This window comes from Frondihabitans sp. Leaf304 (assembly GCF_001423105.1).
GTDB lineage: Bacteria > Actinomycetota > Actinomycetes > Actinomycetales > Microbacteriaceae > Frondihabitans.
On the sequence record NZ_LMNV01000002.1, the window covers coordinates 955,156 to 970,099 of the forward strand.

The 14,944-nt window shown below is 68.0% G+C and carries 17 protein-coding genes; 9 read left to right on the forward strand and 8 right to left on the reverse strand.

The features are described 5' to 3' along the window. Positions 1-261 precede the first annotated feature (261 nt). Positions 262-492, forward strand: coding sequence for an ATP synthase subunit I (locus tag ASF54_RS16620; protein ID WP_162237094.1), 231 nt, complete (start codon positions 262-264; stop codon positions 490-492). Between the two features lie 191 nt (positions 493-683). On the opposite strand, the gene ASF54_RS04280 is transcribed toward ASF54_RS16620, so the two are convergent. The 3 genes from ASF54_RS04280 to ASF54_RS04290 all read right to left on the reverse strand — a co-directional run bounded on the left by ASF54_RS04280 (position 684) and on the right by ASF54_RS04290 (position 2,969). Next, on the reverse strand, positions 684-1,034 hold the full coding sequence (locus ASF54_RS04280) for a hypothetical protein (RefSeq protein ID WP_055959216.1): 351 nt from the start codon (positions 1,032-1,034) through the stop codon (positions 684-686). Positions 1,035-1,182: 148 nt separating this feature from the next. Further along, a complete protein-coding gene (locus ASF54_RS04285; protein ID WP_055959218.1) occupies positions 1,183-2,280 on the reverse strand; it encodes a Gfo/Idh/MocA family protein in 1,098 nt (365 codons plus the stop codon). Then, positions 2,265-2,969 (reverse strand): ThuA domain-containing protein, encoded by a 705-nt coding sequence (locus ASF54_RS04290; protein ID WP_055959220.1) that lies wholly within the window; start codon positions 2,967-2,969, stop codon positions 2,265-2,267. The genes ASF54_RS04285 and ASF54_RS04290 overlap by 16 nt, the downstream gene beginning before the upstream one ends. Positions 2,970-3,266: 297 nt before the next feature. Between ASF54_RS04290 and ypfJ the strand changes: the two genes are divergently transcribed. Further along, entirely contained in the window at positions 3,267-4,163 is an 897-nt protein-coding gene (gene ypfJ, locus ASF54_RS04295; RefSeq protein WP_055959221.1) for a KPN_02809 family neutral zinc metallopeptidase, read from the forward strand. A gap of 366 nt (positions 4,164-4,529) precedes the next feature. On the opposite strand, the gene ASF54_RS04300 is transcribed toward ypfJ, so the two are convergent. Then, a complete protein-coding gene (locus ASF54_RS04300; RefSeq protein WP_055959223.1) occupies positions 4,530-4,808 on the reverse strand; it encodes a GlsB/YeaQ/YmgE family stress response membrane protein in 279 nt (92 codons plus the stop codon). A 139-nt stretch (positions 4,809-4,947) separates the two neighbouring features. Here ASF54_RS04300 and ASF54_RS04305 point away from each other — a divergent pair, with 139 nt between their 5' ends. Further along, the gene (locus tag ASF54_RS04305; protein ID WP_055959225.1) at positions 4,948-5,637 is read left to right on the forward strand and encodes a response regulator transcription factor; all 690 of its coding nucleotides are present in this window, start codon (positions 4,948-4,950) and stop codon (positions 5,635-5,637) included. A 38-nt stretch (positions 5,638-5,675) separates the two neighbouring features. Here the strand turns inward: ASF54_RS04305 and ASF54_RS04310 are convergent, their stop codons facing one another. Further along, positions 5,676-6,125, reverse strand: a complete 450-nt coding sequence (locus ASF54_RS04310; protein ID WP_055959228.1) for a hypothetical protein — start codon at positions 6,123-6,125, stop codon at positions 5,676-5,678. Positions 6,126-6,280: 155 nt separating this feature from the next. On the opposite strand from ASF54_RS04310, the gene ASF54_RS04315 reads away from it, so the two are divergent. From ASF54_RS04315 to ASF54_RS04340, 6 genes are all read left to right on the forward strand, one after another. After that, entirely contained in the window at positions 6,281-6,979 is a 699-nt protein-coding gene (locus ASF54_RS04315) for a response regulator transcription factor (RefSeq protein WP_055959230.1), read from the forward strand. A gap of 14 nt (positions 6,980-6,993) precedes the next feature. Beyond that, a complete protein-coding gene (locus ASF54_RS04320; RefSeq protein WP_055959232.1) occupies positions 6,994-8,397 on the forward strand; it encodes a sensor histidine kinase in 1,404 nt (467 codons plus the stop codon). Positions 8,398-8,493: 96 nt separating this feature from the next. Continuing rightward, positions 8,494-9,933, forward strand: coding sequence for a ferredoxin reductase family protein (locus ASF54_RS04325; protein WP_235480936.1), 1,440 nt, complete (start codon positions 8,494-8,496; stop codon positions 9,931-9,933). After that, positions 9,930-10,499: an FMN-binding protein gene (locus ASF54_RS04330; protein ID WP_055959237.1), complete on the forward strand. Its 570-nt coding sequence runs from the start codon at positions 9,930-9,932 to the stop codon at positions 10,497-10,499. Before ASF54_RS04325 ends, ASF54_RS04330 begins: the two co-directional genes overlap by 4 nt. Then, a complete protein-coding gene (locus ASF54_RS04335) occupies positions 10,496-11,230 on the forward strand; it encodes an FAD:protein FMN transferase (protein WP_235480937.1) in 735 nt (244 codons plus the stop codon). Before ASF54_RS04330 ends, ASF54_RS04335 begins: the two co-directional genes overlap by 4 nt. A gap of 95 nt (positions 11,231-11,325) precedes the next feature. Then, positions 11,326-11,949 carry a DUF6518 family protein gene (locus tag ASF54_RS04340; RefSeq protein ID WP_055959238.1) on the forward strand — a complete coding sequence of 208 codons (624 nt, stop codon included), beginning with the start codon at positions 11,326-11,328 and terminating at the stop codon, positions 11,947-11,949. A gap of 71 nt (positions 11,950-12,020) precedes the next feature. Here ASF54_RS04340 and ASF54_RS04345 read toward each other — a convergent pair whose 3' ends face one another. The 3 genes from ASF54_RS04345 to ASF54_RS04355 form a co-directional block, all read right to left on the reverse strand. Then, entirely contained in the window at positions 12,021-12,665 is a 645-nt protein-coding gene (locus tag ASF54_RS04345) for a hypothetical protein (RefSeq protein WP_157510019.1), read from the reverse strand. Positions 12,666-13,126: 461 nt separating this feature from the next. Next, on the reverse strand, positions 13,127-13,729 hold the full coding sequence (locus ASF54_RS04350; protein ID WP_055959242.1) for a response regulator transcription factor: 603 nt from the start codon (positions 13,727-13,729) through the stop codon (positions 13,127-13,129). Continuing rightward, a complete protein-coding gene (locus ASF54_RS04355; protein ID WP_084815936.1) occupies positions 13,726-14,940 on the reverse strand; it encodes a sensor histidine kinase in 1,215 nt (404 codons plus the stop codon). Before ASF54_RS04355 ends, ASF54_RS04350 begins: the two co-directional genes overlap by 4 nt. Positions 14,941-14,944 lie beyond the last annotated feature (4 nt).

Genomic DNA, 14,944 nt, shown 5'->3' on the forward strand with positions numbered 1-14,944 from the left:
TGACGCGGCGAGCCGTGCGCCGTTGGCCGATCCGCGTCGCTTCCTCCGCCGACCCCGTCAGACCCCACCGCGAAAGACCCGGACTACATCGGTCATCGCCGACACGAAGCCGTTCGCGAGCCGCGAGAGATGGAAGCGCAGCTGCAAGGCCCGGGTAGTCATACGCCGATCCTACGAGGTCGCGCGAATCGGCCGACGTTACAGCGCCGCGGCGCGCGAGGTCGGCCCATCCGCGCGAGGTTGCCGGCGCGGGCGCCCATAATGAGCGGCATGCCCCAATGGTGGAATCGTATGACGGTCTGGCGTCGGATCCTTCTGTTTGTCTATATCGCATTGCTAATCGCGCTGGTCGGCTCGCTCGTCTTCCACTACTCGGCCGCCTGGTTTGGCATCGCTGGCTTCGTGCTCGCGATCGTCAACTTCGTGATGTTTCAGCGTGAGGCCACACGGAAAGCCCGCGATGGCAGCGACGGCGGACCACCTCTCGGCTGAGGATCCGACCGGTCACCTCGGCAGTTGACCTCACACGCCTGAGTGATGCGACGCGAATCGGCGACAGCGACGCGGCGAGCCGTGCGCTAATGGCCGATCCGCGTCGCTTCGCCCGGCGATCGCGACGAGGTCGCGCGAAACGGCCAACGTCACAGCGCCGCGGCGCGCGAGGTCGGCCGATCCTCGTCACGTCAGCTTTCGTCGAGACTCAACGGCAGCACCGGCCCCCGAAGCTGGCCCCAGCCGAAGGTGCTTTCCGAGATGAAATCCTGAAGGCCGTTGTAAAAGCGGCGTTCGAACTCCTCGACCGACTCTGGCGCGAAAAGATACTGCCCGCACGCTTCGCCGAGCACCGTGACCTCGAGCATGAGCTCGTTCTCGCCAATCGGTGTCTCGCCGCTGACGTCGGCACCCTCCCAGTCGACGATTCGGATTTTGACCGAGGCGCGTTCCGACGGCGTCAACAACGTCGCTATTGCGGGAAGCACCGCCGACGGCACGATCTCATCGAAGAAACGCTGCACCGTCCACTGGCTCGTCATGAGCGGATCTTACGAGGTCGCGCGAATCGGCCAACGTCACAACGCCGCGGCGCGCGAGGTCGGCCGATCCGCGCGAGGTCACGAACTCACGAGCGCAACGGTAGGCGAGGTCGCCAGCGGAACACTGCCGAGACGCAACCAGCGCGCCTCACCACGTATCGGGGGCAGCACCGCGCGGCACCGGCTCCGGCCGCGCAACCGTGCTCGTCAGCTCGACGACCCGCTTCTCGGCGCTCGACCGGACGATCGCGTCCATCGCCTCCAGCACGTGGAACGCAAGTTCGCCCGAGGCCCGGTGCGGCCGACCCGTTTCGATGGCGCGGGCCATGTCGGCGAGCCCGTAGCCGCGTCCGGCGTCCTCGTAGCCGGCCGACACCGGGACCGCCCGGAACGCGAGGTCGTCGACCGTCGAGACCTCGACCGCGTCTGAGAACCGGTTCGGGTCGGGAACGGCGATCGTGCCCTGCGTTCCGTACACCTCGAATAACGGCGATCTCGTCGCCCGCACTTCGAAGCTCACGGTGAGGGTCGTCGTCACCCCGCTCGTATGCTGCACGAGCGCACTGACGTGAGTGTCGACGTCGACGGGGATCGGCGTGCCGGCGAGCGGCCCCGTGGCGACCGTCCGCTCCCGACCGGAGCGGGTCGACGAACCGGTAACGCGTTCAATAGGCCCGAACAGCGTGATGAGAGCGGTCAGATAGTAGGGCGCCATGTCGAGCAGTGGGCCGCCACCCGACTGGTAGTAGAAGAGCGGCGCCGGATGCCACGCTTCGTGGCCGGGCGCCGACCAGTGCACCTGCGCCGCAACCGGCTCGCCGATCAGACCGGAATCGAGAACGTTGCGAGCGGTCTGCACGCCGGTGCCGAGCACGGTGTCGGGTGCGCTGCCAACCCGCAAGCCCTTCGACGCAGCCAGCTCGAGCATGGGACGCGCCTCGTCGGGGGTAAGACCGAGCGGCTTCTCGGCAAACACGTGTTTTCCGGCGGCGAGTGCCCGCATTCCGATCTCGACGTGCGTCTGCGGCAGCGTGAGGTTGATCACCGCGTCGATCTCGTCGTCGGCGAGGAGTTCGTCGACGCTCAGCGCCCGCACACCCTGCTCGTCGGCGACCCGCTGTGCCCGAGCCGCGTCGATGTCGGCCACGGCGATGAGCCGGAGCCCGGGCAGCCGGTGGAGGCTGTCGAGGTATTGCTCCGAGATGGTGCCGACTCCGATGATGCCGACCTTCAGCGCGCTGCCCACAGGAGCCCTCTTTCGATGATGGAGCGAATCGGATCCTGCTCGAGGATGTCGACCTGGTGCCCCGGGGTCGCGACGAAGACGCGACCCTCGCCCCACTGCCGCGTCCAGATGGCGGGGCTCGTGACCTCTCGGTGAAAAGGATCCCACGGGCGGACTTTCTGGGTCGTCGTCGCCAAGACGTCGTTGTAGTCGTCGTGGAGCACCCAGTACTGCTCGGTGGTGAGCTCGAAATCGCGGACGCCGGCCGTGATCGGATGGGTGGCGCCCACCTCGGTGATCGAGACGGTGTACGGAACGTAGTTGTCGGCGGGCGTGCCGGTGCGTTCGCCGGGAGCCTTACCCGGGTGGGTGGCGAACTGCCCGCCGACGAGGTGCAGGTAGTCGGAGTTGTTCCGGAACGAGTCGGCGATGCCGCCGTGCCAGCCGGCGAACCCTGCGCCGGCGACGACCGCTGACTGAAGGCCGCGGAACTCGTCGTCTGCAATGGTCGACATCGTCACCGATTGGACGATCAGGTCGACGGTCTGCAGGTAGTCCGTGTCGGCATAGACGGCGGTCGACTCCTCGACCCGCACCTCGTCGAAATGCTCGTGGAGGAACGGGAGGAAGAGGTTGGTGGCCTCGACCGGCTGGTGGCCGTCCCACCCGCCGCGCACCACCAGGGCCCGGCGCGAATCTCTCTCTGACACGGTGACGGCCTTTCTCGAGGGGAGGCGACGCTGACCCTCCCGCGTACTCACCCTGACACGGCGACGGAGACTCAGCGCGCAGCGACACTGGGGTTGCGCAACGCCTGCTGATCGCGCCAGTGCGACGAGATGCCCCCACCCTTGCAAATTTGAAGGAGAAACGCGCCCGGCCGAACGCAGACATCACGATCGGCGGGGGTCGTCCTCGCGTTTCTCCTTCGAATTTGCAGAGCGCACAACGCGCACGAGCCAGGCCCGCACCGGCCCCTCGCCGCGCCGGGCCACTAACGTGCAGGCATGTCATTCAACGACGACGCGAGGATCGACAGCAGCAAGGTCAAGCGCCGTGGCCGCACGGCCGGGGTCGCGGGCGGAGGCATCGGGGTCGTGGCGATCGCGGTGTATCTGATCGCGCAGTTCACCGGCGTCAACCTGTCGGGCGTGCTCAGCGGCGGCGACGGGAGCGGCTCCGGGGCAGGCCCGCAGCAAATCGAATCGAGCTCCCTCGACAGCTGCACGACCGGCGCCGACGCCAACAACAACATCGACTGCCGAATGGCCGGTGCCGCCGATTCCCTCGACACCTACTGGAGCACCGAGGCGCCGAAACTCGGCGTGCGCTACAACACCCCCAAGTTCTTCCTCTTCACCGATTCGACGACCACCGGCTGCGGCGCAGCAAGCTCGTCGACCGGACCGTTCTACTGCCCGCCCGATCAAGCCCTCTACGTCGACACTGCGTTCTTCGACCAACTCCGCCAGGACTTCGGCGCGACCGCGGGGCCCCTCGCCCAGATGTACGTCGTGGGGCACGAGTGGGGTCACCACATCCAGCAGGAGAGCGGCAGTTTTGCAACTGCGGACCGCACCCAAACGGGCCCAGGATCCGACACCATTCGCCTCGAACTCCAGGCCGACTGTTATGCAGGGGCGTGGGTCGGTGCGGCATCGACGACCACCGACTCCACCGGTACCGCCTTCCTGGCACCGGTCACCCGAGCCGAGGTCGCCGACGCTCTCGATGCTGCCGCGGCAGTGGGCGACGACCGTATTCAGGCCGCCAGTGGCTCGGGCGTCGACTCCGATTCGTGGACCCACGGATCCTCGGCCCAGCGTCAGAAGTGGTTCGAGGTCGGGCGCGGCCGCGGGGCTGCGTCCTGCGACACGTTCGAAGTGTCGGCCGGGGCGCTGTAGGTTCGGTCGCGCCCGGCGCCGCCCAGTCCCGCGCCTGCCGCCAGCCCCCGAGTGCCGCCAAATGCACGCTCGGCCGCCGCCGAAACGACATTCGGCGCCACTCGTCAGCCGGCGCCGCCACCGAGTGCGCGAAAACGGCCCGCTCGACCAAGGCCGCGGGCCGAATTCGCGCACTCGGCACCCACCCGGGCCCTCGGCAGCGGCGCGCCTACCGCCGCGCGCCGGTGGCCCGTCGCGGTGAGTGTCGGCAAACGCCTTCCAGCCGGGCCTCGCAGCGTCATCTCGCGGCACTCGCCGAACAGAGCCGCCTCCCGGACACAGCCGAAGCTGCGTGCCCGGGAGGCGCGGCGCGATCGAGGATCTGGGTCAGCGGTTGACGGCGCTGCGTCCGACCACGCGGGTGTAGATGAACAGCACGATGATGGCGCCGATGATCGAGCCGATGAGGCCGGCGGGCTGGAAGAAGCCGTCCATCGGGTCGTGCTGGAAGATCAGGAAGCCGAGGAATCCACCGACGAACGAGCCGATGATGCCCAGGATGATGGTCTTGAGAATCCCGAGGTTCTGCTTGCCGGGGATGACGGCGCGGGCGATGAAGCCGGCGATGAGGCCGACGACGATGAGGGTGATGAGCAGACCGATCATGATGTTCTCTTTTCTTTCGGTGCACGCGGGGGGCGTGCGGTGGTGGTGGTGCGGATGGGAACGCCATTTTCAGCGATAGGTCGACTCAACCACCCCGTGGGGTGTGCCGTCACACCCCTGGGGGTGGGATGCTGAATCCATGACCACGACGACGAACCCGGCGACAGGCGCGACGACCAGGCCCCTCACCGTGACGCTGGTCGACGACTACGACGTCGTACTGATGGGGCTGGCGCACATGTTCGATTCGTACCGCGATCGGATCCTCGTGTCCGAGATCGACGCCAACGCCGTCTTGCACGACTCGATCGACATCGTGCTGTACGACTCGTTCGCCCAACCGGAGTCCGACCATCACGAGATCGCCGGGCTCGTCGGCAACCCGCAGGCCCGTCATGTCGTCGTCTATACCTGGAACTTCCAACCCGAGCTGGTCGAGACGGCTCTCGGTCAGGGCGTGCACGGATACCTGTCGAAGACCCTGCCCGCTCGCGAGCTCGTCGAGGCCCTTGAGGCTGTAGCACGCGGCGAGATCGTCGTGAGCGAGCCCGGTCGACGGGCGCCGAGCGCGGCCGGACTCGACTGGCCGGGGCGCCGCGAGGGCATCACCGACCGTGAATCCGAGATCCTGGCCCTGATCACCCAGGGCAAGAGCAATGCCGAGGTCGCGACGCTGACCTACCTCAGCCCGAACACGGTCAAGTCGTACATCCGGTCGGTGTACCGCAAGATCGGCGCCGAGAGTCGCACCCAGGCGGTGCTCTGGGGCGTCGGGCACGGCTTCACACCCGACCATCACCGCATCGACCACTGGCTCGGAGGGCCGTAGCGACCAGCAACCGAGGGGCCTAGCGACAAGCACCCGTGCTAAGCCGCGATGCGGCGGAGCGCCGCCGACCGGATGGACAGCCAAATGGCGAGCCCGTAGATGACGAAGGCGAGCGCCACGTGGAAGGGCGTGATCCAGTCCATTCCGAGGCCGGAGATTGCGTGACCCGTGAGCCACTGAGCCACGGTGAGCACGAACAGCGCGAGGGCGGCGAAACGCAGGGCTCCCGCGTCGGCGAGCCGCGTCAGCGCGATGACTGCGGCGACGAGTGAGAACACCATGATCGGGTAGGCGAACCCGCCGTGAATGTCGGTCCAGACCGTCTTGGCCGACTCGGAGAGGCCGTCCTCGATGAAGTTCCCCGCGGTGATCGACTGCAAGAAGATGAAGAGCACCGCGAGGCCGGTGAAGATCGCGTACGGACGGCGTGCGGACGCAGCGGCGTCGGGTCGGGCGGGAACGTTCTGGCGCGTGGTGGGAGTGGTCATGGCTGCGACGCTAAGCGCAGCGGGCCGCGCCGGACGCGCGAAACGGGCGTGATATTGCTCGAATGCTCACATGTGCGAGGCTCCGGTCCCGTATTCGAGGGCGGCACAGGCGCGCCGAGTTGGCGAGCCGCCACGCGCCGGGACATGCTCTACCCATGGCACGGATCCTTGTGGTCGACGACGACGTCGAGATGCGCGAGCTCGTCACCTCGAGCCTCACCGACGACGGCCACGACGTAACGGCGGTCGCCGACGGGGTCGCCGCGCTCATCGCCGCTCTCGAGACCCCCTTCGATGCGGCCGCGATCGACGTAATGCTCCCCGAAATGAGCGGCTTCGAGATCTGCCGCCGCCTCCGCCAGTCGGGGCAGACCTTTCCGGTGATCCTGGTCACGGCCCGCGATGCCGTCGACGACCGCATCTTCGGTCTCGACTCCGGGGCCGACGACTACCTGACCAAGCCCTTTTCGCTCGCCGAGCTCAGCGCGCGGATCCGTGCCCAGCTTCGCCGCCAGTCGGCAGCTTCGTCGGCGCCGACGACACCGAACGTCGTCGCGGGCGGCGACCTGCAGCTCGATACGACAGCGGTGCGAGCCAGGGTCGCCGGCCGCGTCGTCGCATTCAGCGTGAAGGAGTTCTCTCTGCTGCGCTTCCTGCTGCAGAACGCACCGGAGGCCGTGAGCCGAGGGCAGATCCTGACCGATGTGTGGGGGTCTGCCGAGCATTTCGATCCCACGATCGTCGACCAGTACGTCAGCTACGTCCGTCGCAAGCTGACGGCGGCCGGATCGTCGGTCTCGATCGTCACCGTGCGCGGAGTCGGCTATCGGCTCGACCTCCCGGAGTCCGCGTGAGACGTCTGCGCTCGATGCCCATCCGGGTCCGCATCACCCTCGGCAGCCTTCTCGTCGCGGGGGTCGTCCTCGCCGGGATGGCCGTGCTGCTCGCTCACCAGGTCCGAGCGACGACCGCAGCGAGCGAGATGACGCTCGCGCGCAGCGACCTCGACCCGTACGTGGCCGACCTCGAGAACAACCCGGACGAGGATCCCGACGAGCCGGCAAGCGGGATTTTGGTCGCCGTGCGCGGAGAGTCGGGCACTTTCCTCGTCAACACACTGCCAGCCGGGCTGCAGCGGAATCTGGACGATCGAGACCTGCACGACCGCGACTTCGAGCGCGTCGACCGGAGCCGCCGCGACTCGCAGGCACCGACCCGGCGAGTGACCAGCGGCGGTACGACGTATGTCGTCGTGGAACGGCATCTGAGCACGTCGGGCGGGGATTTCACGCTCTGGGCGGCTCGGTCGACCGCCTCGGGAGACCTCACGATTCGCGCCCTCGATCGGTCGCTCCTGATCGGTCTCGTGGTCGCCTTCCTGGCCTTCGGCCTTGCCGCGTGGCTCCTCAGCACGCTGTCGCTCCGGCCCGTGCGGACGATGACCCGCTCAGCGGAGCTGCTGAGCCGCGCTGACACGGGCGGATCGCTGCCCGAGTCGACGAACGGCGACGAACTCTCGACCCTTGCTCGAACGCTCAACACGTTCATCGCGCGACTCCGCGCGAGCGCCGACCACGAGAGGCAGATGGTCTCGGACGCCAGCCACGAACTGCGGACACCGCTCGCCGCCCTGACTGCCCGACTCGAGCTCGCGCACCGGTCGTTCGGCGACGCCGAGGCACTCGAGCACGAGATCGTCGCGGCCGAGGCCTCGGTCGCTCGTCTTTCTCACCTGACGACGACGCTGCTCGAGCTCTCCCGGCTCGATCAGACCGACGGAACTCCCTACCAGCACCAAGGGTCGTCTCTCTCGCTTCTGCTCGCGGAGCTTCTCGAGGGAGTGGATCGAGCTCGGGTGAGCCCGGGGCGGGGTTCGGTCACCATCGACTACATAGTCGCCGAGTTCGCCGACCCGGGGGCGAATTACGCCATCCCCTCGGTCGCCTTCGGTCGCATCGTCGACAACCTCCTCGGCAACGCCGTGACCTTCAGCCCGGAAGACGGGCTCGTCACGGCCACGCTGGAACAAAACGACGACGGACGCCTCCGGCTCGTCGTCGAGGACGACGGCCCCGGTGTGCCCGAGGAGTTCCTGCCCCTCGCATTCGATCGATTCACGCGAGCCGACGAGTCGCGGCGCCGCGTGCGCGGCGGCAGCGGTCTCGGGCTGGCCCTCGTGCGCGGCCTCGCCGAGCGCGCCGGCGGCGAGGCGCACCTGACGAACCGCGACGGCGGCGGCGCACGAGCGATCGTCGATCTGCCGAAGATGTGAAGCCTCGAACGAACCGGGCCCCCTTTCGATAGCCGACGCATAGGGAGCGATCTCACGATGGATCCAACACGACGCACCGCGTCAAAAGGAGCCACCGTGACCACCACCGTCGAATCCCACCCTCGGGCGACACTCCGTCCACCGCCGGCCCAGCAGGTCGCCGCCGACGCCGCCGTGCGTCGCCGCAACCGCCGTCGCCGCAGCGCCGTCGTCGACCTGCTCACCATCCTGGTTTGGGTCTCGGCCGCCATCGCGGTGGCCCTCTACCTCGCCTCCCCCGGCGCCCACGACCTTTCCGGTACCGCGGGCATCGTGACCTCGCTCGGCATCGTCGCCGGCCTCGTCGCCACAGACCTCGTGCTGATCATGCTCGTGCTCGCCGCCCGCGTTCCGTTGATCGACCGGGTCTTCGGACAGGATCGTGCCATCGCGGTGCATCGCTCGCTCGGCAAGCCGGTGCTCTACCTGATCCTCGTCCACGGCCTCCTGATCACGATCGGCTACGGACTCGCCGATGGCAGCAGCCCGATCGGCGAGACGATCTCGCTCTTCACGACCGTCGACGACATGCCGCTCGCCTACCTCGGGCTCGGCCTCTTCATCACCGTCGTCGTGACCTCGCTCGTGGCCATCCGCCGCAAGCTGCCCTACGAGGCCTGGCACGCCATCCACCTCCTCAGCTACGCGGCCGTGGCCGTCGCGCTCCCGCACCAGCTCAGCGTCGGGAGTGCCTTCGCCGACGGCACCTGGCAGCGCGTCTACTGGGTGACCCTCTACGTCGTCGTGCTCGCGGCGGTGGTCGTCTACCGGTTCGCCCTGCCGATCCTGCTCAGCTACCGGCATCGGATCCTCGTCCGCGAAGTCGAGACGATCGCCCCCGGCGTCGTCTCCATCCACCTCTCGGGTCGCAACCTCGACCGCCTCGGCGTCGAGGGAGGCCAGTACGGCATCTGGCGGTTCTGGACGGCGAAGACCTGGTGGCACGCTCACCCCGTCTCGTTCTCGGCGGTGCCCGGAACGGACAGCGCCCGAATCACCGTGCGCGATCTCGGGGCGGGCTCCCGTCGACTGGGCAGGATCCGGCCCGGGGCACGCGTGTCGCTCGAAGGCCCCTACGGGCTCTTCACGGCCCGCGCCCGCACCGCCCCCTACCTGGCGATGGTCGCCTCAGGCATCGGCATCACCCCGGTGCGCTCGATGCTGGAAGACGCGACGCTCCGCCCGGGCGAAGCGACAGTGCTGCTGCGCGGCTCCGATGCCGACCAGCAGTACCTCTGGGCGGAGGTCGGCGCGCTCGCCCACCGCTCGGGCTCAGAGCTCTTCGCGATGGTCGGGCCCCGGCCCTCCGGGGTCGACGCCTGGCAGTCCGCCGACGACTTCCGGCGCGGGGTGACGCTCGGCTCGACGTTTCCGCACCTCATGGAGTCGGACCTCTACATCTGCGGCCCGCAGGTCTGGGCCGACCTCGTCGCCCGCGACGCCCGACGCGCGGGTGTTCCCGAACACCAGATCCACCAGGAAAGGTTCGAATCATGAGATCACGCGCCCTTGCCGGCGGAGTCGTCGCCTCGGCTGCCGTCCTCACCCTCGGCTGGCAGATCGGTGCCGCGCAGGTCTCCGCGCTGAATGCGGCATCGCCGGTGACCAACAGCGCAGGATCCGGGTCGACGTCGAGCGGCTCCGCGACCACGGCCCCGTCGCCCTCGGCATCCTCCTCGTCGGGCTCATCCTCCTCCGGCTCGTCGTCCGAGTCGTCGTCGGGCTCATCGTCGTCTGGCTCGTCTGGCTCGTCTGGCTTGTCTGGCTCGTCGTCTTCGGCGTCCGTGTCGGGAACGTTCGACGGCGCCACGACGCAGACCCAGTTCGGGCCGGTCCAGGTCGAGATCGTCGTCTCGTCCGGGAAGATCACCGATGTGAAGGCGCTTCAGCTGACGAACGACGGCGGCCGCTCGGTCCAGATCAGCAACCAGGCCGCTCCGATCCTGCGCTCCGAGGCCCTCACCGCGCAGTCCGCGAGCATCCAGTCGGTGAGTGGGGCGACGTACACGAGCCAGGGCTACATGACCTCGCTCCAGTCGGCGATCGACCAGGCTGGGCTGTGAGCGTCCACGTCTTCGACACGATGGGGACGGTGGTGAGCCTGCGCACGCCGGCCGGCCCGCTCGATGATGCCGCCCTCGAGTCGATCGAAGACGTGTTCCGCTCGTTCGACCGCCGGTTCAGCCTCTACGACGAGCGGTCGCCGCTCAGCCGGATCGCCCGCGGAGATCTCGCCCTGACTGCGGCCGACGCCGTGGTGCGCGAGACCTACGCCCTCGCCCTCGACTGGCGCACCCGCACCGACGGTGCCTTCACGCCGCATCGGCCCGACGGCGTGGTCGATCTCTCGGGCGTCGTGAAAGCGCTCGCCATGCACGACGCCGGCACGGAACTCGACAGGCACTCCCCCGATTGGCTTCTCACCGTTGGAGGCGACGTCCTCGGGCGAGGTTCCACCGACGGATCGGCCTGGCGTGTCGGAGTCGTCGACCCGGATGCCCGTGACCGTCTGCTTGGCACCGCGACGCTCTCGGGCACACGTCGAGCCCTCGCCACCTCTGGCGTGGCCGAGCGGGGCCAGCACATCTGGCGCCGTGGCCCCGAGACGTTCGTGCAGGTCACCGTCGCGGCCGACGACGTCGTCACCGCCGACGTCATCGCCACCGCCATCACTGCTGGCGACCTCGAGGACCTCGATCGCCTGACAGCAAGCGCTGACGTCGACGTCGTGGCCGTCCTCGCCGATGGCACGCTGCGAGCCACGCCCGGCGCGCGGGCGTGGGTGGGGCGCTGACCCCTGACCCAGTCCACCCCGCGGTGTATTTGCGCCCACCACGAGTCGTCCGCTGGGGCGACGCCCCCTCCCGTCGCCTCTGCGAGTGTGGACGCATGGGACGATCCATCGGATACACGCTCGCCTGGTGGCTGGTCGGAGCGGCGGCCGGTCTTCTGCTCGGCGGGGCGACATCATTCGGCCAGCAGTATCTGCCGGAGGGCGTCAGCTCGTTCGCCAACTCGAACAGCGGCTGGACTCTCCTGGCGTTCGTCGTCACCGTCGTCTGCACCCGCTGGAGCAGTGCACGTCGCTGGTGGGTCGCCGCCGGGCTCGGGCTCGTCGTCTTCCATGCGCTTCTTCAGGGCTACGCGGTCGTATCGACACTCCGCGGCTTTCCCGACTCCTACGGCCCCGGCGACTTCTACTTCACCGTGGCAACCCTCGCCGGGCCGGTCGTCGGGCTGGCCGGCTACTGGTGGCGTTTCCCCTCGGGTGCTCTTCGGGCCCTCAGCGGCGGCATCTTCGTAACCGTCATGATCGGCGACGGCGTCTCCGGCCTCCTGCGAGTGGCCGATAAGACGGGGTGGCTCTACTGGGTCATCAGCATCGCGATCGGCGTGGGTGTTCTCGCGTGGCTGCTAGCGCGCCGCGTCAGCCGCCGACGCGACCGTGGTCTCGCGGTCGCTCTCGCCGTCGCCGGAACCGCCGCATTCGTGTCGGCCTTCGCCGTCCTCTGACCCCGTGACCCGGGCGCGATGGCACGAAGGCAAGGCCGACGCCACGGCCCGAGCCCGTCCAGTACTCGGGCTCAGAGGTTTCGCGCGTCGAGCCCTTTCACAACCGCCGTCGTGAGCTCGGAACTCCAGAGACGGTGCACGTTCGCCCACAAGAATTCTTCCGGTCCGACCTGAGTCGCGGCGCCGGTGACTTCGGGAAACGGCACGTAGAAGCACTCGGGCATCGACATCGCGAGCTCCTCCGACGCCCGATTAAGACGGATGACCTGCTGCCTGATTCGCTTCCTGCCGATTCGAGGCGTCTGCCGAAACCTGTCCATGGGCGGCAATCCGGCGAGGACGATCGGGCATGACGTGCCCGACCCCTCTCTGATTCCCTCCAGTAGACGACGGAGCTCTCTCGACCATGACCGTGCGGTTGTCATGAGGAGGACGTCGGAGTACCCGATCGCGACCACCGCGGCATCGATATCGCCGTGGCTCCGGAAGTCCTCGGTGAATCCGTCACGGGGCCGACGAACCGTGTTCCGCGGAAAAAGCCAGTCACACCGACGGTCGCGCCGCCTCTCGAGATCTCTCGCCACCTGAGACAGCGTCGACAGCTGCTCGTCGACGACGCCGAAACGCGCGGCTTCCAGGCTTCCGACGAAAAGGATCCTGTCACCGTCGTGAGTCTGCTCGTCTGGATCATCTGGCAGATAGAACCCGCCGGACACGAGGCGCCGGAAACGCCAGAGGCGCAGATAGAGGGCTGGCCGCAGCAGCCGCCATCCCCACGCCACGTCAGGCAGCGAGTGGGGAGGAGTCGATGAAGGCGTCATTGCCGATGCTTCCCGATCATGTTCCGATACTCGGAGGTTATCGACAAGCGGCCCGCGCCGACCGGGCCGTTCCCCCGAGTGCGTTACCTGTACATTTCGAAGGACTTGGTCGTGAACAGTGGGCAACTAAATGGACCTCATCTTCGTACATGGCGCGCTCGTACTTGAGCGCATGACCTCGCCGCGAGCCGCTCTACGGCCTGCACGCACGAAGCGACGCGGATCGGCCGAAACGACGCGGCGCGCCGGGTCGGAATGGCCGAACCGCGTCAGTTTGCCGTCGTCGCGGCGCCTAGCCACCAAGGATCCCCGTCCGGTCATCGACGCCGGCAGCCCTCCCGCGCCGAATCCCCCGGTCAGATCCAGCCGTTGTCGTGGGCCAGTTCTGCCGCGGTGACCCGCGACGACAAATGCAGCTTGGACATCGCCGACGACAGATGGTTTCGAACCGTCCCGTGGGCGAGGTGGAGCGCTCGGGCGATCTCCTTCGTGGGAAGGCCCGCCCGGGTAAGGCGCAGCACATCGGCCTCTCGGTCGGTCAGCGGGCTCTCCGTCTCGGTGAGCGCCGCTGTCGCGAGCTGAACATCGATGTATCTCTCACCGGACGCGACCGATCGGATGATGGTGGCGAGCTGAGACGCCGGGGTCGATTTCGGCACGAAGCCGCAGACCTGCGCGGCCAGGGCACGCTTGAGCGTGCCGGGTCGGGCATGTCGAGTGACGATGACGGTCTGACACGCCATCAGCGTTCGGAGTTCTCGAGCCGCGTCGATTCCATCGAGGTGCGGCATCTCCAGGTCGAGTAGAACGACATCGGGACGGTGGGCCAAACCCGCGGTGACAGCCTCGCGACCGTCACTGACATCGGCGACCACCTCGATGTCGGTCTCGAGTGACAGGAGCGCGACGAGGGCTCCACGGATGAGCTCTTCATCGTCGGCGATGAGAATTTGAATCATGCGCCGTCCTCGAATCCTTCGCTCGTGGGGTCTGTGGGGATTCGGACGACCAGTGTGAAGACATCGCCGCGCCGCCGGGTCTCCACCGTTCCGCCCCAGACCGTCACGCGTTCGCTGATTCCCACCAGTCCCGTTCCTCCCGACCGGAGGGCACCCGCCCCGTTATTCGACACGGTCAACTCGTACGGGCCGACTTCCGACTGGGCCAGGTCGAGGGAGGCCTGCGTCGCGCGGCTGTGACGGAGGATGTTGGTCGTGGCCTCGCGAATGGCGACGGCCATGACCGCTCCGACCTCCGCGGGAAGACCGGGCACCTCGATGCGTGCCTCACAGTCGATGCCGGCCGAGCGGAGAACGGCCGCCGCGTTCCTGGCTTCGACGGCCACCGTCACGGTGCGGTAGTCGTTCACCACGGCCCGCGTGTCGTCGAGCGCGGCCTTGGCGATCGAGCGGATGTCAGCGAGTTCCTGCTCCGCGAGCGCGGGGTGGTCGGAACGAAGACGGCGTTCGGCGAGCTCGGCTTTCAAGGCGATCACCTGCAGGTGGTGACCCTGAATATCGTGCAGATCGGTGGCGAACCGAAGTCTCTCCGTTGCGACGGCGAGGTCGGAAGCGGTCTGCCGGGCCACCTCGAGGCGCAGGACTACGCGAAGAACCCAGACGCTGCTCAGTGGCAGGACCGTCGTCAAGGCGAGCGTCCCGACGATGACCAGGGTGAATCCGTCACCGGGTGCGGTCGGCCCCTCGACTAAGCGCGATGATGAGGCCGCTGCCGACAGGCCGCCGAGAGCGAGCACAAAGAGGACCGCGCCCAGCACGACTGCGCTCCACCAGCGAGACACGAGGCAGCTGAGCATTCCCCCGGCGAGCGCGAAGAGAAAGCCCCACCCCCATCCGGCGAAGGGAGGTATGACTGCCAACCCCCATGTCACGCCGCTCACGGCGAGCAGGGCGACGACCATCGGGTTTCTCACCGATGCCCCCGTGAGAGGTCGCAGCAGAAGCGGAACGACGACGAGAGCCAGAATCACGGACGCGCTCGTGGCAACGAGGAGCACGGTCGTCCGGAGCCCCGGTATGCCGTCGACACCGAGCACGATCTGGAGGTACGCGCCGATCAGAACCAGCACCCAGAGCGTGACCGCTGTCGACCCGCGCATTCGCCACAGGTCTTGGGCGGGTCGGGGCGGGCTTGCCCTGGCCTCCGTCATCGTG